At 67.9% G+C, this 17252-nt stretch carries 15 protein-coding genes; 2 read left to right on the top strand and 13 right to left on the bottom strand.

The genetic code is table 11. The features are described 5' to 3' along the window. Positions 1–5: 5 nt before the first annotated feature. From AC5LXX_RS07125 to AC5LXX_RS07105, 5 genes are all read right to left on the bottom strand, one after another. Positions 6–1367, bottom strand: coding sequence for a FecR family protein (locus AC5LXX_RS07125; RefSeq protein ID WP_493410957.1), 1362 nt, complete (start codon positions 1365–1367; stop codon positions 6–8). Then, positions 1364–2068 (bottom strand): response regulator transcription factor, encoded by a 705-nt coding sequence (locus tag AC5LXX_RS07120; RefSeq protein ID WP_006490421.1) that lies wholly within the window; start codon positions 2066–2068, stop codon positions 1364–1366. Before AC5LXX_RS07120 ends, AC5LXX_RS07125 begins: the two co-directional genes overlap by 4 nt. Positions 2069–2335: 267 nt before the next feature. Continuing rightward, positions 2336–2770, bottom strand: coding sequence for a peptidase (locus AC5LXX_RS07115; protein ID WP_493410956.1), 435 nt, complete (start codon positions 2768–2770; stop codon positions 2336–2338). 195 nt (positions 2771–2965) lie between these two features. After that, on the bottom strand, positions 2966–3193 hold the full coding sequence (locus AC5LXX_RS07110; RefSeq protein WP_006402122.1) for a sulfurtransferase TusA family protein: 228 nt from the start codon (positions 3191–3193) through the stop codon (positions 2966–2968). 117 nt (positions 3194–3310) lie between these two features. Beyond that, a complete protein-coding gene (locus tag AC5LXX_RS07105) occupies positions 3311–4246 on the bottom strand; it encodes a LysR family transcriptional regulator (protein WP_493410955.1) in 936 nt (311 codons plus the stop codon). Positions 4247–4355: 109 nt separating this feature from the next. Here AC5LXX_RS07105 and AC5LXX_RS07100 point away from each other — a divergent pair, with 109 nt between their 5' ends. After that, on the top strand, positions 4356–5876 hold the full coding sequence (locus AC5LXX_RS07100) for a CoA-acylating methylmalonate-semialdehyde dehydrogenase (RefSeq protein ID WP_493410954.1): 1521 nt from the start codon (positions 4356–4358) through the stop codon (positions 5874–5876). Between the two features lie 57 nt (positions 5877–5933). Here the strand turns inward: AC5LXX_RS07100 and AC5LXX_RS07095 are convergent, their stop codons facing one another. The 8 genes from AC5LXX_RS07095 to AC5LXX_RS07060 all read right to left on the bottom strand — a co-directional run bounded on the left by AC5LXX_RS07095 (position 5934) and on the right by AC5LXX_RS07060 (position 14940). Next, positions 5934–6818 carry a MurR/RpiR family transcriptional regulator gene (locus AC5LXX_RS07095; RefSeq protein ID WP_493410953.1) on the bottom strand — a complete coding sequence of 295 codons (885 nt, stop codon included), beginning with the start codon at positions 6816–6818 and terminating at the stop codon, positions 5934–5936. Between the two features lie 282 nt (positions 6819–7100). After that, the gene (locus tag AC5LXX_RS07090; protein ID WP_493410952.1) at positions 7101–8273 is read right to left on the bottom strand and encodes a Gfo/Idh/MocA family protein; all 1173 of its coding nucleotides are present in this window, start codon (positions 8271–8273) and stop codon (positions 7101–7103) included. A gap of 40 nt (positions 8274–8313) precedes the next feature. Beyond that, on the bottom strand, positions 8314–9240 hold the full coding sequence (locus AC5LXX_RS07085; RefSeq protein WP_493410951.1) for a TIM barrel protein: 927 nt from the start codon (positions 9238–9240) through the stop codon (positions 8314–8316). A gap of 40 nt (positions 9241–9280) precedes the next feature. After that, positions 9281–10294, bottom strand: a complete 1014-nt coding sequence (gene iolG, locus AC5LXX_RS07080; RefSeq protein ID WP_493410950.1) for a bifunctional inositol 2-dehydrogenase/D-chiro-inositol 1-dehydrogenase — start codon at positions 10292–10294, stop codon at positions 9281–9283. 66 nt (positions 10295–10360) lie between these two features. After that, entirely contained in the window at positions 10361–11272 is a 912-nt protein-coding gene (locus tag AC5LXX_RS07075) for a sugar phosphate isomerase/epimerase family protein (RefSeq protein ID WP_493410949.1), read from the bottom strand. A gap of 42 nt (positions 11273–11314) precedes the next feature. Then, entirely contained in the window at positions 11315–12340 is a 1026-nt protein-coding gene (locus AC5LXX_RS07070; protein ID WP_124455986.1) for an ABC transporter permease, read from the bottom strand. 27 nt (positions 12341–12367) lie between these two features. Then, the gene (locus AC5LXX_RS07065) at positions 12368–13945 is read right to left on the bottom strand and encodes a sugar ABC transporter ATP-binding protein (RefSeq protein WP_493410948.1); all 1578 of its coding nucleotides are present in this window, start codon (positions 13943–13945) and stop codon (positions 12368–12370) included. Positions 13946–14013: 68 nt separating this feature from the next. Continuing rightward, entirely contained in the window at positions 14014–14940 is a 927-nt protein-coding gene (locus AC5LXX_RS07060) for a sugar ABC transporter substrate-binding protein (protein WP_124455955.1), read from the bottom strand. Between the two features lie 317 nt (positions 14941–15257). On the opposite strand from AC5LXX_RS07060, the gene AC5LXX_RS07055 reads away from it, so the two are divergent. Continuing rightward, the gene (locus AC5LXX_RS07055; protein ID WP_493410947.1) at positions 15258–17213 is read left to right on the top strand and encodes a bifunctional 5-dehydro-2-deoxygluconokinase/5-dehydro-2-deoxyphosphogluconate aldolase; all 1956 of its coding nucleotides are present in this window, start codon (positions 15258–15260) and stop codon (positions 17211–17213) included. Positions 17214–17252 lie beyond the last annotated feature (39 nt).

Genomic DNA, 17252 nt, shown 5'->3' with positions numbered 1-17252 from the left:
GCGGGTCAGCGCGACAACGTGAACGCGCTGACGGGACTGGTCTTCTCGTAGAACTTGCCGCCTTCGAATTCCTCGACGGTCACGGCCCAGAAATAATCGCCCGGCGGCAGGTGCGCAACGGTGAGCTGGCGCGCATGCAGGCCGACCTGGTCGACGACCGGCGCGCTCAGGTCCTTCGAGCGCGACAGCACGAACCGGTAGCGCGCATCCTTGCCCGAACCGTTCGGCGACCAGCGGAACTCGTAGCCGCCGGCGCCGGGCGACGCGCTCGCGTCGAGCCCCATCACGCGGCGCTCGAACGCATAGGTGCGCGGCAGCCCCTCGAGGCCGTTCGAATCGATCGCGGCGATTCGCACGAAATAGTTGCCGTTCGGCACGTCGCGAAACACCACGCGCGGCGCATCGGTACGCGCTTCGCGGAACAGGTCGAGCAACCCGGCGTCGTGCGCGAGCTGGACGTGATAACCGCGTGCCTGCGCGAGCGGCGCGACGTCGAACGCGACGTCGGACTCGTCCTGCACCTTGTCCGGATGCGCGAGCGTGGGCGGGGCCAGCAGCTCGACGGGCGCGCCGACCGTGCCGGACGACGTCGCGACGCTGCCGAAGTTCGCATGCACGAGCGTCGGGTCGGCCGCCTGCCGGTGCCCCGCGACGCCGACGGTGCCGTCGAGGACTTCGACACGCGTCGACGCATTGCCGGCCGCGTCGTAGTTCACGCGGAAATGCGTGCCGCGCACGCCGGCCACGACGGACGGCGAGCGGATCTGGAAGCGGTCGTCGCGCTTCTTCAGATGGGTGACTTCGCTGTCGACCGAGCCGCGCGTGAGTTCGAACTCGCGATCGAGCGTGCCGGTCAGCACGGTACGGCGCAGCGACTTCAGGTCGAGCTGGCTGTCGGGCGGCAGGCTCATGTGCGTGCCGTCGGCGAGCTCGATCGTCACGAAGCCGTTCGGGCCCGTGCGCACGCGGTCGCCTTCCGCGAGCGTCGCGTCGTTGGCCAGCGCCGTGAAAGCGTCGCCGGACGCGCGTTCGGCCGTGCCCTGCACCGCGATCACGCGTGCGGTCAGCTTTTCCTTGCGCAGGCGCGCGACCGGCAGCTTCAGCGCGACGCCGGGCTGCAGGTGCTTCGGCGCGGGCACGCCGTTGATCTGCTGGAGCAGCTGCCAGTCGTCCGAGCCCTGCAGATAGCGCGCGGCGACGTCGTACAGCGTGTCGCCCGCCTGCGTGCGGTACACGACCATCTTGCCCGCGGCAGCAGGCGGCTGCGCCGCCGCGTGCTGCGCGGCGAACGCAAACGCGACCGCGCAGGCCGCGTGCAGCGCCGCCGTGCGCAGGTTCGCCGTGCGCTGCGTGATGCCCGTGGTCACTCCGGTTCTCCCTGGCCGACCCGCTCGAGCCGGTAGCCGTAGCCGTAGATCGGCGCGAGGCGATAGCCGTTCTCGGGCCGCAGGCCGAGCTTGGTGCGCAGCATCGAGATGTGCGTATCCATCGTGCGCGACGGGATGTCGGTCGCCTGCTTCCACACGAGATCGAGAATGTGCGCACGCGACAACGGCCGGTCGAGATGCTGGAACAGCAGCAGCGCGAGCTCGAATTCCTTTTGCGTGAGGCTCACGGCCTTGTCGCCGACATACGCCTGCTTCAGGTTCACGTCGAAACGGAACTGGTCGAACTCGCGGACGGTGGCCTCGGCGTTGACCGGATACGCGCGGCGCAGCAGCGAGCCGATGCGCGCGCGCAGGATCGGGCCCGACACGGGCTTGACCACGTAGTCGTCGGCGCCGGCATTGAGGATCTGCGTGATCCCCGCCTCGTCGTCGCGGCTCGTCATGAAGATGATCGGCAGGCTGTGCTCGGTCTGGTTCGCACGCACCCACTTGAGCACTTCCTCGCCGGACATGTCGGGCACGTTCCAGTCGAGCACCAGCAGATCGAACGTCTCGCGCTGCAGGCGCTTCTTCAGGGCCTTGCCTTCCTTGAACGCATAGCACGTATGGCCAACGGCCGTCAGCGTTTGACTGACGAAATCCGTCTGGGCCGGATCATCATCCAGTACAGCAATTCTCATAGCACCCCGCAAATCGAAATCGATTCGTCCATTCAACTCCCGCGCCTGCCCCCGGCCGCGCAGCACGTGCGCGGCGTCCGGATTTCGGCCGGCGAGCCGTCGTTCGCCGCTCGCGCCACTGCGCAAACCGGCGACCCCGGTCCAATATCTCAAAAACGGGGCACGGACGAACCGGCGATTTCATCATAGTAGTATGAAATTCGCCAAGAAATTGCGCGGACTATCGTTCTTTCTTCGAATAATCCTTCCTGCCGCGCAATCGGACGCTTAATCCGCGCCCGCGATGCCGGCCACCGGCTCGGCACGATCGTCCGCCGGCACGCGTGGCGCCTGCCGTTCCGGCAGCGCCGGTTGAACGAGCATCCGCTGCAGCTGGCCGCGCACCCGCTCCCACGCAGTCGCTGCGTAATCGGGCTGGGCTGCCGCCCATGCCTGCGCCAGATCGAACACGCGCTCGACCGTCGCACCGCAGTAGGTCAGGCCCGGGCCGTCGTCCTGCGCGGCATCCCGCAGCCGTTCGTCAAGCCACTCGGCCAGCCACGGCATCTCGGCCGCGGCGGAATCCGCATAGGCCTCCAGTGCGGCACGCGCATGGCGATCCTGTCGCGGATCGAGCTCGATCCGGCTCAATTCCGACGCGCGCGCGGGCGCAGTGCATTCCGTTCCGGACGGACTTCGAAAGGTCCCTGGTCTGAAGGACATGTCCTCTCCCCGTTGTACGACGGTAGCGTCAGGCATGGCCCCCGTGCCCGCCCTGCGACGTACCGTGGCCGGCGCGTCTGCTGGGAGCGGACGACCGGCCGGGTCAGTATACGCAGCCCGTCACGCGGTGAGGTTTAAGAATTGTCAGAGAAGCCCGGCCGGCGCGCGGCACGGCGCAACAGGCGATGCGGGCCGTCAGCGGCGGCGCATCAGGAACACGAAGGTCTTGTCCTGCGTCGTCGATTCGACGATCTCGTTGCCCGTCTGCTTCGCGAACGCGGCGAAATCGCGCTGCGAGCCCGGGTCGGTCGCAAGCACCTTGAGGATCTGCCCGCTTTCCATATCGGCAAGCGCTTTCTTGGCACGCAGGATCGGCAACGGGCAATTGAGCCCGCGCGCGTCCACTTCCTTGTGAATCTGCATCGGCTTTCGACCTTCGAATGACGCGCCCTATGCGGCGCGGGAGGAAGTCGCGATTTTACCGCAGCGCCGCCGCGCCTGCCCGGGCAGCCCGTGGCGCGGCGCACGCGGGGGCCGCGCTCACGCGCCGGAAAAGCCGCCCGCGAGCCGCTCGCGCAGGTGCCGCACGAGCGCGCGCACCGCGCTCGGCACGACCGGGCTGTACGGGCAGATCGCGAAGATGTGGTCGCCGAACGCGCCCGACGGCCGCCAGCCGTCGAGCAGCGCCACGAGCCGGCCGGCGTCGAGATCGCGCTGCGCGCTGAAATCGGGCAGCAGCGCGATGCCGAGTCCGCCAAGCGCGGCCTCGCGCATCGCCTCGCTGTTGTTCGCCGCGAAACTGCCGCGCACCGGCACACTGACGCGCTCGCGCCGCCGGCCGTGCAACTCGAAGCTCCAGGCGGCCGGCTCGTTGTCGCGCAGGTAGCACAGGCAGCTGTGATCGACGAGTTCGTTCGGATGGCGCGGGGCGCCGCGCGCATCGAGATAGGCGCGGCTCGCGACCAGCAGCGAGCGCGTGTCGCACAGCTTCCACGCGACGTGGGTCTGCGGCGCGGTGGTCGTGTGGCGGATCGCGAGGTCGAAGCCCTCCTGCGTCAGCGAATGCAGCCGGTCCGACAGGTCGAGCTCGATCTGCACGCCCGGATGCTGCCGCAGGAACTCGGGCAGGTGCGGCACGACCTGCTGGCGGCCGAGCGCGACCGGCACCGTCAGGCGCAGCAGGCCGCGCGGCTCGCCGGCCAGATCCTTCACACGCGCGAAATGCTGCCCGATCGACTCGAACGCATCGCGCGTGCTGTCGACGAGCGTCTGGCCCGCATCGGTGAGCCGCACGCTGCGTGTCGTGCGCCGCACGAGCGGCACGCCGGCCGCCTTTTCGAGATCGGCGATGCGCTGGCTCATCGCGGCCTTGCTGATGCCGAGCCGCTGCGCGGCAGCCGTGAAACTGCCGGCCGCGGCCAGCACCGTCAGCGAATGGATATGCGGCCAGAGTGCCTGGACATTTTGCTGATTCATCCACTGATTATTCAGAATTCTGAACAGTGAATCAAGTTTCGCGGTCTTCTCCCGCCCTGCCCGTTTCCCTAGACTGGATCCTGTTCCCCCCTCATCCCCAGGAGACACGATGAATCCGGTTCCCGCGTACACGTCCGACGCAGACGTCGGCCACTATGTCGACGGCGCGCCCGTTGCCGGCCGCAGCGGCCGCTTCCAGGACGTCCTCAACCCGTCGCTCGGCCGCGCGGTACGCCGCGTCGCGCTCGCCGACGACAGCGAAGTGCAGCGGGCCGTCGCGTCGGCCCACGCGGCGTTCCCCGCCTGGGCCGCGACGCCGCCGATCCGCCGTGCACGCGTGCTGCACCGCTTCCTGCAGCTGATGAACGAACACCGCGACACACTCGCGGCAATCATCACGGCCGAGCACGGCAAGGTGTTCTCCGACGCGCAGGGCGAAGTCGCGCGCGGCATCGACATCATCGAATTCGCATGCGGCGTGCCGCAACTGCTGAAAGGCGACTTCACCGACCAGGTCAGCACCGGCATCGACAACTGGACGATGCGCCAGCCGCTCGGCGTCGTCGCGGGCATCACGCCGTTCAACTTCCCGTGCATGGTGCCGTGCTGGATGTTCCCGGTCGCGATCGCGACGGGCAACACGTTCGTGCTGAAGCCGAGCGAGCGCGACCCGTCGGCCGCGCTGTTCATTGCCGACCTGCTCACGCAGGCCGGGCTGCCGGCCGGCGTGTTCAACGTCGTGCAGGGCGACAAGGGCGCGGTCGACGCGTTGCTCGACCACCCCGACGTGCAGGCCGTCAGCTTCGTCGGCTCGACGCCGATCGCGGCCTACGTGCAGCAGCGCGCGGTGCAGTCTGGCAAGCGCGTGCAGGCGCTCGGCGGCGCGAAGAACCACCTGGTCGTGATGCCCGATGCAAACATCGAACAGGCCGTCGACGCACTGATCGGCGCCGCATACGGCTCGGCCGGCGAGCGCTGCATGGCGATCAGCGTCGCGGTGCTGGTCGGCGACGTGGCCGACAAGATCGTGCCGGCGGTGGCCGAGCGCGCACGCCGGCTGGTGATCGGCGACGGCATGTCGCCGGAAGTCGAGATGGGCCCGATCGTCACCGGCGAAGCGCTGAAGCGCATCGAAGGCTACATCGAGCAAGGCGTGAACGAAGGCGCGCAACTGGTGGTCGACGGCCGCGGGCTGCGCGTGCCGGGCCGCGAGGCCGGCTTCTTCACCGGCGGCACGCTATTCGATCACGTGCGTCCCGACATGCGGATCTACAAGGAAGAAATCTTCGGGCCGGTGCTCGGCTGCGTGCGCGTGAAGGATTTCGGCGAGGCGGTCGACCTGATCAACGCGCATGAATTCGGCAACGGCGTGTCGTGCTTCACGAGCGACGGCGGCATCGCACGCGAATTCGCGCAGCGCATCCAGGTCGGCATGGTCGGCATCAACGTGCCGATCCCCGTGCCGATGGCGTGGCATGGCTTCGGCGGCTGGAAGAAGAGCCTGTTCGGCGACATGCACGCGTACGGCGAGGAAGGCGTGCGCTTCTACACGCGCCAGAAATCGGTGATGCAGCGCTGGTCGTCGAGCATCGGCAAGGGTGCCGAATTCGCGATGCCGACCGCGAAGTAAGCCCGCCGGCATGCCGCCCGCCGATCGAAGTCGCGGGCGGCGCGCCGGCAGTCGCGGTCAGCCGGCTTTCGAGCCGTGCGCGCCGTCGGCGGTCGGCAGGTACGACAGCTCGAGCCGGTACGCGAGCGCGACGAACAGGCTCTGCGCAAGACCCATCGTGGCCGTCAGTGCGCGAAAGCCGAACGTCTCGCTGTCCTGCACCATCAGCATCACCTCGGCCTCCCGTGCGAGCGGGCTCATCCGGCTGTCCGTGATCGCGATCACGCGCGCGCCGCGCTGCACGGCCTGCTGCGCGACCTGCACGGTTTCCTCCGCATACGGCATGAACGAAATCACGATCATCACGTCGCCCTCGCGCACCGAGCGGATCTGGCCGAGGTGCATGCTGCCGAGCGCGCTGAACAGACCGATGCGCTTGTCGGTGTGCTGCAACGCATAGTCGAGATACACGGCAATCGGAAACGCGCGCCGCGAGCCGGCAATCCAGATCGCCTGCGTGTCGGCGAGCAGGTCGACGGCGCGCGCGAGCGCCTGCGAATCGAGCGTCTGCCGCAGCTGCTGCATCCCGGCAATGCTGCCCTTGATGAATTCGTCGGCGATCTGTTCGGGCTGCAGGCTCGACGAGCCCGCTTCGATCACGTCGCGCAGCCGCAGGTTGTACGCGCGCCCCGGCGCGATCTGCTGCGCGAGCCCTTCGCGGAACAGCCGCTGCATCTCGGAGAAGCCGGAGAAGCCGAAGTGCTTCGCGAAACGCACGACGGCCGACGGCTGGACGCCGCACGCCTCCGCGAGCGACTGGATGCCTTCCAGGCCAAGCTGGTCCCGATGCGTTTCGACGTGGCGCGCAATCACCTTCAGGCGATTGCTGAGGCCGTCGTACTCCTGCGTCAGGTGCTGCAGGAACTGCTCGACGGTGGCGGGAGGTTTCTCGGATGAACTCATCGGATAGCGCGAAGTTGACGGCCCCGATGCGCGCGCGACGCTGGCGGACGCGGCCCGGGGCTCGACTGGAACCATGCATGAAGGGCGAATTTAATCACGTTTGCGGCACGGCCCGCGCCGCACGCTCGCTCCCACGCGCTCGATCATCACTTGCACACGCTCCACGGCAAGACTTGAAGCGATTGTCCGACGCGCTCGCGGCGTCGTAAAGATTAGGGCGTGTACCGAGGCCGGCGGTCGGTGCGTAACGTGACGTCGCCCCCCGCAGCCGGCCTGCCCTGCTCAGCGATAGTCGACCCACACGCTGCCCGCGTCGGCCGAACGCACGCAGTTCTCGACCCAGCGGACCCCTTCCACGCCCGCGTGAACGTCCGGATAACGGATCTGCTTCAGGGCCTCGGTATCGCCGCGATCGGCCGCATCCATCGCGAGCGCGAAGCGCGCGTAGAGGTTCGACCATGCCTCGAACAGCCCTTCCGGATGCCCGGCGCCGATGCGGTCCTCGCGCAGCGCCTGCGGATACAGGTAGCCCATCCCGCGATCGAGCACCTGCGCGGGTTGCCCCTGCACTTCGTAGCGCAGCTGGTTCGGATGCTCGTCCCACCATTCGATGCTCGCCTTCGAGCCGATCACGCGCACCTTCTGGCCGTGCATCGAGCCGGCGTTCACCGCGCTCGACCATACGTAACCGACTGCGCCGGTGTCGTACTCCATGATCGTGAACGCGTTGTCCTCGAGCGGTGCGCGGCTCTTCACGAAGCTCTGCCGCGAACACATCAGCCGCTTGATCTTCAGCGCGGGCACCATCACCTCGGAGATGTAGAGCGGATGCGTGCCGATGTCGCCGAGCACGTAGCTCGGGCCCGCGAACTTCGGATCGACGCGCCAGCGCGCGGCCGCGCTCGCGGCCTCGACGCCCTCGCTGTGGAACCCGTGCGCGAACTGCATCTGCACGATGCGAATCTCGCCGAGGTCGCCGCGCGCGATCATCTCGCGCGCCTGCTCGATCATCTGGTGTCCGGAATACCCGTACGCGACGCCGACGATCCGGTTCTTCTCGACCGCCAGCCGCTGCAGCGCCTCGGCCTCCTCGGTCGTGAAGCACAGCGGCTTCTCGCAGACCACGTGCAGCCCGGCGTTCAGCGCGGCGCGGCAAATCTCGAAGTGCGTGTTGTTCGGCGTCGCGATCGACACCGCGCGGATGCCGTCCGGGCGGCGTGCCTCGGCATCGAACATCGTCGCGTAGTCGGGATAGCAGCGCTCGGCCGCGACGCCGAGCTTCACGCCGAACTGGCGGCCGCGCTCGGGATCGATATCGAATGCGCCGGCAACCAGCTGGAAACTGCCGTCGCGCAGCGCGGCCGACCGGTGGCTGTAGCCGATCTGGCTGCCGAGCCCGCCGCCGACCATGCCCCAGCGAATCGAATGTCCAAGCAGAATCTGTCCGTCAATCATGATGGTGGTGTTCCTGGTGCGGGTTCAGGGGTGAAGGGGGTCATGCAAAGCCGGCCGACGCGAGAAACGCACGGCTCGCGGCGACGTCGCGCAGGCTCGTGCCGGCGTTGCGCGGGTCGCGTTCCTGCTCGATCGTGATGTAGCCCGCGTAGCCGATCTCGATGAGCGCGCGGCGGATCGCCGGGTAGTCGAGCACGCCGGTGCCGATCGGGCACATCACGCCGCGCGCACAGGCGGCGAAGAACGCGATGTGCTCGCCCATCACCGCGTCGTACACGGCCGCGTCGATATCCTTGAAATGCACGTAGTCGAGGCGCGCCGCATGGCGGCGCAGCCACGTTTCCGGGTCCATGCCCGAGTAATGCAGGTGGCCGGTGTCGAGACACAGGCCGGCCGTGTCGGCCGGAATATCGGCGACGATCCGGTCGATCTCGTCCGCGAACTCGATGTAGCCGCCCGCATGCGGATGGATCACAGCGCGCACGCCGAATTCGTCGCGCGCGACCGTCGCGATCTGCCGGATATGGTCGACCATCCGTGCCCATTGCTCGCCGGACAGCCGCGGCGCGCGATCGCCGTGGCCGGCCGCGTAGTCGCGTTCCTCATGGCCCCAGTCCATCACGACCAGGTACGGCGCCGCGTAGCGCTGGCCGTCCTGCGTCGGCAGCTTCGGCAGCCGCGTGATCAGCGCGCAGATGTCGCGCGTCTGGCGCAGCAGGTTCGGCAGGTTCTCCGGCGACACGAGATCGTCGAAGATCGTGCCGGCGGTGATGCTCAGGCGTTGCCGCTCGAGCTCGGCGCTCACCACGTCGAGTTCGAGCGGGATGTAGCCGTACGGTCCGAGCTCGATGCCCGAGTAGCCGGCCTGTGCGGCCTCGGCGAGCACGTGCCGCCACGGCGGCAGGTGCGGATTCTTCACGTCGTCGACGCCCCAGCAGCACGGCGCGCAGCCAATCTTCATCGTCATGTCGGTCGGTCCGGTAAGTGAGCGGCAGGCAAGCCGCGGGTCAGCCGCGATAGAACGCGGGACGATCGGCCATCGCGATCGCCTCGACCGCGCCGCTCTTCTGTGCTCGCACGCACGCGTCAGCCGCGACCGCCGCCGCGTAGCCGTCCCATGCGGACGGCCCGGTCAGCGCGCCCTGCCGCACGCCGTCGATGAACGCCTGCAGCTCGACGTCGTACGACGCGATGAAGCGCTCCTTCCAGTCGGTCATGATCTCGACCGACTGCCGCGCCGCATGCTTGAGCCCGACGGCCGGCGGATCGGGCAGCTTCGCGATGCCCTGCTCGCCGACCACCTCGCACTGGATGTCGTAGCCGTACTGGCAGTTCACGAAGATCTCGACATCGATGCGCACGCCGCTCGCGGTTTCGAGCAGCACGATCTGCGGATCGGCGAGATGCGCGGACGCATGGCGCGTCTTCTTCGGATAGACGACCTGCGCGCTCGTGTAATCCTCGCCGAGCAGCCAGCGCAGCACGTCGAGTTCGTGGATCAGCGTGTCGGTGATCGCCATGTCGGTCGTGTAGCGCTCGCCGACCGACTGGTTGCGGTGCGCGCAATGCAGCATCAGCGGTGCGCCGATTTCGCCGCTGTCGATCACGCGCTTCAGCGCGCGATAGCCTTCGTCGTACGGCCGCATGAAGCCGACCTGCACGAGCCGCTTGCCGTGCGCGACTTCGGCTTCGACGATCCGCATGCAGCCGTCGGCCGTGACGGCCAGCGGCTTCTCGCAGAACACCGGCTTGCCGTGCGCGATCGCGTCGAGCACGAACGCTTCGTGCGTGGGGCCCCACGATGTGACGAGCACGGCCTGCACGTCGGCAGCCGCGACCACCTCATGGCCGTCACCGTAGATCTCGGCGTCGAGCCCGTATTTCGTCACCGCGTCGCGCGCCTGCTGCGGATCGATGTCGTTGACGGCCACGACGCGCGCACCGGACAGCGTGCGGGTCAGTCTGCGGATATGGTCCTGGCCGATCGCGCCGCAGCCGATCACGCCGATTTGCAAGGTCATCTACGAGTCTCCAGTCGTTCATCAGCGGCGCGGCCCGTGCCGCGCCGGTCAGCAATCGGTCAGCGGTCAGCGCGCGGTGCGGTCGAAATGGCGATCGACGTAGCGCTGGATCGTGTCGCGCATGTAGCGCGACGACGCTTCCGCGCGGTCCTCCCACGCGAACACGCACGACGACATCACGCCGTCGAAGCCTGCCGCGCCGAGCGCGCGGAAAAACACGTCCCAGTCGATCTCGCCCTGCCCGATGTCGAGATGCTGGTGCACGCGGATCTGGTTCGAGCCGGGCGGGTTCACGATGTAGCGCAGCTGGCTGCTCTTGCGGTGGTCGAACGTGTCGGCCACGCGCACGTGCGCGAGGATCGGCGCGGCGGCCGCGATCAGCGCGGCCATGTCGTCGCCGTAGTAGAACGTGTGCGGCGCGATATACGACAGCTTCAGCGACGGCGAAGCGAGGTTCGTGACGATGTCGATCGCCGGCTGCAGCTGCTCGATCCAGTCCTCCGGATGCGGCTCGACCGACAGCACGATGCGCTCGCGCTCGAGGATCGGCAGCAGCTCGTCCATCGACCGGAACCACGCGGCCTCGCACAGCGCCTGAGGGTTCGCGCCCGGCCGCTCGCCGACCGAACGCTCGGGCGACGCACCGCGGCCGAACTCCGACACCATCAGCGTGCACTCCATCTCGACCGCCACCTCGATCGCCTTCTTCCAGCAGCGTACGGCCCATTGCCGCTCGTCCTCGAACGGGCTCGCCCAGCGGTACATCGGCTGCAGCGACGCGAGGCCGACGCCGCTCGCGCGCATCGCCTGGCGGAACGCGGCCATGCGCTCGCGCGTCGCACGCGGCATCACCCACCAGTCGAGAAAGTCGCTGCGCGGCGACAGCTCGATCTGGTCGTAGCCGAGATCGGCCACCGCGTGCGGCAGCCGGTCGAGCGGCAGGTGGCGAATCATGTAGGGGTCCAGCGCGATCTTCATCGGGTGTCCTTCGCTAAAGTGGATTCGGGATCACGCGTGCGCTCAGCGACGCGACTTCTTGTTGCGGTACTGGTCGGCGATCACGGCCGCGACGATGATCGCGCCCTTCACCATCTCCTGGTAGTACGCGTCGATGCGGATGAACGTGAAGCCCGACGTCATCACGCCAAGGATCAGCACGCCGATCACGGTGCCCGTCACTCGGCCGAGGCCGCCCGACAGCGACGTGCCGCCGATCACGACGGCCGCGATCGCATCGAGCTCGTACATCACGCCCATGCCCGACTGGCCAGAAATCGCACGCGCGGCCGTCACGGTGCCCGCGATGCCGCTCAACAGGCCTGCGATCGCATAGACGAAGATCAGGTGCCGCGTGACGTTGATGCCCGACACGACGGCCGCGTGGCGGTTCGCGCCGATCGCGTAGGTGTACTTGCCGAAGCGCGTGTAGCGCAGCACGACGTGGAAGATCGCGGCGATCACGACGAAGATGATCACCGGATTGGCGCCCGCGCCGATGGCTGCGAACTGGTCGGTCAGCATCGACACCGGCATCCCGTTGGTGAACCACTTCGCGAAGCCGCGCGCGGCGACCATCGTGCCGAGCGTCGCGATGAACGGCGGGATGCCCGTCATCGCGATCAGCGAGCCGTTCAGCAGGCCGACCAGCAGCCCGACGCACACGCCGGCCAGCACGGGCCAGATGATCGGCAGATCAGTGAGGTGCGGAAACACCGCGCGCGGGAAGTCGGACACCTGCGCGAGGCTCGCCGAGACGACGGCCGCGGCCGCGACGACCGACCCCGACGACAGGTCGATCCCGCTGGTGATGATCACGAGGTTCACGCCGACCGCGATGATGCCGATCACGGCCATCTGCAGCACGATGATCTCGAGCCGCTCGGCATTGAACAGGAAGCTCTGGCCGACGACGATCCAGCCGACGATCTCGAAGAACAGGCTGATGCCGACCAGCACGAGGAAGATGCTCAGCTCGGGCGGCCATTTCGTGTGCCGCGACTTGAGTGTCATGGTCTGCGCATCCGCGACCGGGTTCAGGTTGCCCATTTCAGTTGTCTCCAATCTTGGTTCGGCTCAGCGCGACGCGAGATCCATGATGCGGACCTGGTCGGCGTCCTTGCGATCGACGATGCCGGTCATGCGCCCTTCGTGCATCACCATCACGCGATCGCTCATTCCCAGCACTTCCGGCATTTCCGACGAGATCATCAGCACCGCGACGCCCTTGCCGGCGAGCGCGCTGACGAGCCGGTGGATCTCGGCCTTCGCACCGACGTCGATGCCGCGCGTCGGTTCGTCGAGGATCAGGATGCGCGGCTGCGTGAGGAGCCACCGGCCGATCAGCACCTTCTGCTGGTTGCCGCCCGACAGGTTCTGGATTTCCTCGTGCAGCCCGGGCGACTTCACGCGCAGCATCCGGCTCATTTCCTCGCAGTCGCGCTTCAATTGCGCGTGCTGCACGAAGTTGAACTTCACGTAGCGGTGGCTGAGCACCGCCGCCTCCATGTTCGCGAGCAGGTCGAGATTCAGGAAGCAGCCGGTGTCCTTGCGATCCTCGGTGAGGAACGCCATGCCATGCTTCATCGCCTGCGCGGGCGTCGCGATCCGCACCGGTTTGCCGTCGATGCGGATCTCGCCCGACGTGGCCGGCACGACGCCGAACAACGCTTCCGCGACGTTCGAGCGCCCCGAGCCGACGAGGCCCGCGACGCCGAGAATTTCGCCGGCGCGCAGCTCGAAGCTCACGTCGCGGAACACACCGTCGACGCAGAGATCCTTCACCGACAGCACGACGTCGCCGATCGGCACGTCTTCCTTCGGGAACATCTGCGTGATCTCGCGCCCGACCATCATGCGGATGATGTCGTCGCGCGTGACGTCGCTCGACGCATGCGTGCCGATGTACTTGCCGTCGCGGAACACCGAGAACTCGTCGGCGATCTCGAACAGCTCGTTCATCTTGTGCGTGATGTAGACGATGCCCTTGCCCTGCTCGCGCAGCTGGCGAATGATCCGGAACAGGTGGGTGACTTCCTTGTCAGTCAGCGCGGAGGTCGGCTCGTCCATGATCAGCACATCCGAGTCGAACGACACGGCCTTCGCGATCTCGACCATCTGGCGGCTCGCGACCGTCAGCGTGCGCACATCGGTTTCCGGATCGATGTCGATCGACAGCCGCTCGAACAGCGCGGCCGTGCGGCGGCGCAGCTCGGCGTGATCGATCAGGCCGAAGCGGTTCTTCGGTTCGCGGCGGATCCAGATGTTCTCCGCGACCGTCATGTACGGCATCAGGTTCAGTTCCTGGTGGATCATCGCGATCCCGCGGTCGAGCGCATCGAGCGGACCGTTCAGCACGACCGGCTCGCCGTTGATCAGGATCTCGCCCTGGTCGGGCGTGTAGACGCCCGCAATGATTTTCATCAGCGTGGACTTGCCCGCGCCGTTCTCGCCCATCAGCGCATGAACGGTGCCGCGGCGCACGCGGAACTGCACGCCGTCGAGCGCGACGACGCCGGGGAAGGACTTGCCGACGCCGCGCACCTCGAGCACGCAGTCGGCCGCGGGAGAAGCCGGCGCGGCGGACGATCCGCCGGACGAGGCGGCCGGTGTGTCGCCGCCGGCCATCGGGCGCGCGACCCTGGCTGTAAACATGGACGTTCCTCGACAAATCGCGCGCGAACCCGGCCATGCCGGGCCCGCGCAGTTCAACGGACCGCCGGTCAGTGCTTGGCGTACTGGTTCATGTTCTCGGGCGTCACGAGCTCGAACGGCACGTTCACGTAGCGGTCGACCGGCTGCTTCTTCGCGAGCTTCAGCGCGGCCGCCACGGCCTGCGCGCCCTGCCCGGTCGCGTTCTGGTACACGGACACCTTCAGCTCGCCGGCCTTCATCGCCGCGAGCCCGTCCGGCGTCGCGTCGATGCCCGCGACGACCGTCTTCGGCGTCAGCTTGCGCGCGGCCTTCAGCGCGTTGATCGCGCCGATCGCCATCTCGTCGTTGTTCGACACGATCGCGTCGAACTTCGTCCCGGAGCTCAGCCAGTTCATCGTGATGTCCTGGCCCTGCGTGCGGCTCCACTTGCCTTCGCGCTTGTCGACGATCTTCATGCCCGAGCAATCCTTCGTCGCGATCACGTCCTCGATGTCCTTGGTGCGGGCGCGCGCCGATTCGTTGGACAGCTCGCCCATCAGCACCAGCAGGTCGCCCTTGCCGCCGAGCAGCTTGCACACCTGGCGCGCCTGCAGCGTGCCCGACTGCTTTTCGTCGGAGGCGACGACCGCGACGCCGGCCGGCAGCTTGTCGAAATCGACCGGCTTGCGGTTCACGTAGATGAGCGGGATCTTCGCCGCGGTCACCATCTTCGTGATCTTCGGCGTCGCGTCGGTATCGACCGGATTCACGATGATCGCGTCGACCTTCTGCGCGATCATGTTCTGGACCTGGCTCAACTGCTTGCCGACGTCATTGCCGCCGTCCTCGATCTGCACCGTTGCGCCGTCCTTCTTCGCCGAATCGGCGATGCTGTTGCGCAGGATGGTCAGGAACGTGTCGTCGAACGATGCCATCGTCACGCCGATCTTCTCGGCATGCGCGAGCGGCGCTGCCAGGATCGCGGCGGCCGCGACGGCCATCAGCTTGGTCTTCATGATCAATCTGTCTCCTCATCTCCGGGGGGCGGAAGACGGCACGTTGCGCGCCGCCGGGCCGAGTCCGATCTGGTCCGATCGGGACTGAAGCATCCGGATGAAACTGTAGATCACTTCCTCGAAAATTTGGAAATTTATTTCTACGTGATTTCACCTAGGGAACTGGATTTCCAAAAAGTCTAGACTCCGTTCCGTAGCCCGATTCCCTGCGGCAGGCAGTCTCGTGTCGTGCAGCACCTGCTGCGGACAGCCGCCTCCGGATCGGTCCCCTAATCTGCCGGCAACGCCGACCGCCGGCCGCGAGCGTGACACGTGATATGAGCCAGCTGAACTTTCCGAGTGACCGCCCCATCGATCTCGCCTGCCTCGGCCGCGTGGCCGTGGATCTCTATGCGCAGCAGTACGGCAGCCGCCTCGAGGACGCGCGCAGCTTCCAGATGTATCTCGGCGGCTCGTCGGGCAACGTCGCGTTCGGCGTCGCGCGGCTCGGGCTGAAGACCGCGATGATCTCGCGCGTCGGCGACGAGCAGATGGGCCGCTTCCTGCGCGAGACGCTCGAGCGCGAAGGCTGCGACACGAGCCAGCTGCAGACCGACCGCGAGCGCCTCACCGCGCTGGTGCTGCTCGGGCTCAAGGATCGCGATACGTTCCCGCTGCTGTTCGTGCGCGAGAACTGCGCGGACATGGCCGTGCGCGCCGACGAGATCCGCGAGGACTTCATCGCCGGTTGCCGTGCGCTGGCGATCACCGGCACGCACCTGTCGACGCCGGGCACGCGCGAAGCGTCGCTGACCGCGTTGGCGTATGCGCGCCGCCACGGCGTCGTGCGGATCCTCGACATCGACTACCGGCCCGTGCTGTGGGGGCTGACCGCGCGCGGCGCCGGCGAGAACCGCTACGTGCCGGATGCGCAGGTGACGCGGCAACTGCAGCAGGTGCTCGGCGAATTCGACCTGCTGGTCGGCACCGAGGAGGAATTCCTGATCGCGGGCGGCGTGCCGCACGACCTGATCGGCTCGTTGCAGGCGGTACGCGACATCACGAACGCGACGCTGGTCGTCAAGCGCGGCGCGCTCGGCTGCTGCGTGATCGAAGGCGACATTCCGGCCGGCATCGACGCCGCGCCGACCTTCCTCGGCGAGCGCGTCGAGGTGCTCAACGTGCTCGGCGCGGGCGACGCATTCCTGTCGGGCCTGCTGTCGGGGCTGCTGCGCGGGAGCGACTGGGCCGACGCGACGCGCATCGCGAACGCGTGCGGCGCGATCGTCGTGTCGCGCCACGCGTGCTCGGCCGCGATGCCGACGCCGGCCGAACTCGCACACTGGTTCGACGGCAGCCGCAATCCGGTGGTCGACGCCGACCGCACGCTCGCCCACCTGCACCGCGTGACGGTGCCGCGCCGCGACTGGGACGACTTGTGCGTGATGGCGTTCGACCATCGCAGCCAGTTCTACGAACTCGCGGTGCAGGCCGGCGCGGACGAAGCGCGCATCAAGACGCTGAAGCGGCTGCTCGTGCGCGCGGTCGAGCAGGTCGAGCGCGAGCGTCATCTCGAAGGCCACGTCGGCGTGCTGATCGACGGCGGCGCCTACGGCAGCGACGCACTCGCGTCGGCCACCGGGCGCGGCTGGTGGGTCGGCCGCCCGGTCGAGCTGCCGGGCTCGCGGCCGCTGCGGTTCGACGAGACGCGCTCGGTCGGCTCGTCGCTCACGCACTGGCCGACCGAACAGGTCGTGAAGTGCCTCGTCCACTATCACCCGGACGACGACGTCGACCTGCGCGTCGAGCAGGAGCAGCGCGTGCTGGAACTGTGGGAAGCCACGCGCGCCAGCGGCAACGAGCTGCTGCTCGAAATGATTCCGCCGCGCGCGGTCACGCCAGCCGGCACCGAGGACGACGCGGTGCTGCGCACGATCGCGCGCTTCTACAACCTCGGCGTGAAGCCCGAATGGTGGAAGCTCACGCCGCTGAGCGCGGACGGCTGGACCCGGCTCGCCGCGCTGATCGCCGAACGCGATCCGCACTGCCGCGGCGCGGTGATCCTCGGCCTGAACCAGCCGCTGCAATACCTCGTCGACAGCTTCCGCTCGGCAACCAACCCGATCGTCAAGGGCTTCATGGTCGGGCGCACGCTGTGGGCCGACGCATCGCTGAACTGGTTCGCCGGCCGCATCGACGACCAGGCGCTGATCGACGAAGTCGCCGGCAACTTCACGCAACTGGTCGACGCGTGGCTCGGCCGCCGTGCCGCCGCGCGCGCCGCCGCAGCCTGATGCCCGTGCCCGTGACGACCACCCGACTCCTCTCTATCG

The organism is Burkholderia torrens, assembly GCF_984668525.1.
This window is presented reverse-complemented; position numbering and strand designations above follow the sequence as displayed.

Excerpts from the sequence above, each read along its gene's own strand:
- AC5LXX_RS07095 (WP_493410953.1), bottom strand. The coding sequence starts at position 6,818 with ATGAGTTCATCCGAGAAACCTCCCGCCACCGTCGAGCAGTTCCTGCAG.
- AC5LXX_RS07065 (WP_493410948.1), bottom strand. The coding sequence starts at position 13,945 with ATGTTTACAGCCAGGGTCGCGCGCCCGATGGCCGGCGGCGACACACCG.
- AC5LXX_RS07105 (WP_493410955.1), bottom strand. The coding sequence starts at position 4,246 with ATGAATCAGCAAAATGTCCAGGCACTCTGGCCGCATATCCATTCGCTG.
- AC5LXX_RS07075 (WP_493410949.1), bottom strand. The coding sequence starts at position 11,272 with ATGAAGATCGCGCTGGACCCCTACATGATTCGCCACCTGCCGCTCGAC.
- AC5LXX_RS07100 (WP_493410954.1), top strand. The coding sequence starts at position 4,356 with ATGAATCCGGTTCCCGCGTACACGTCCGACGCAGACGTCGGCCACTAT.
- AC5LXX_RS07115 (WP_493410956.1), bottom strand. The coding sequence starts at position 2,770 with ATGTCCTTCAGACCAGGGACCTTTCGAAGTCCGTCCGGAACGGAATGC.
- AC5LXX_RS07085 (WP_493410951.1), bottom strand. The coding sequence starts at position 9,240 with ATGACGATGAAGATTGGCTGCGCGCCGTGCTGCTGGGGCGTCGACGAC.
- AC5LXX_RS07120 (WP_006490421.1), bottom strand. The coding sequence starts at position 2,068 with ATGAGAATTGCTGTACTGGATGATGATCCGGCCCAGACGGATTTCGTC.
- AC5LXX_RS07055 (WP_493410947.1), top strand. The coding sequence starts at position 15,258 with ATGAGCCAGCTGAACTTTCCGAGTGACCGCCCCATCGATCTCGCCTGC.
- AC5LXX_RS07110 (WP_006402122.1), bottom strand. The coding sequence starts at position 3,193 with ATGCAGATTCACAAGGAAGTGGACGCGCGCGGGCTCAATTGCCCGTTG.
- AC5LXX_RS07090 (WP_493410952.1), bottom strand. The coding sequence starts at position 8,273 with ATGATTGACGGACAGATTCTGCTTGGACATTCGATTCGCTGGGGCATG.
- iolG (WP_493410950.1), bottom strand. The coding sequence starts at position 10,294 with ATGACCTTGCAAATCGGCGTGATCGGCTGCGGCGCGATCGGCCAGGAC.
- AC5LXX_RS07060 (WP_124455955.1), bottom strand. The coding sequence starts at position 14,940 with ATGAAGACCAAGCTGATGGCCGTCGCGGCCGCCGCGATCCTGGCAGCG.
- AC5LXX_RS07070 (WP_124455986.1), bottom strand. The coding sequence starts at position 12,340 with ATGGGCAACCTGAACCCGGTCGCGGATGCGCAGACCATGACACTCAAG.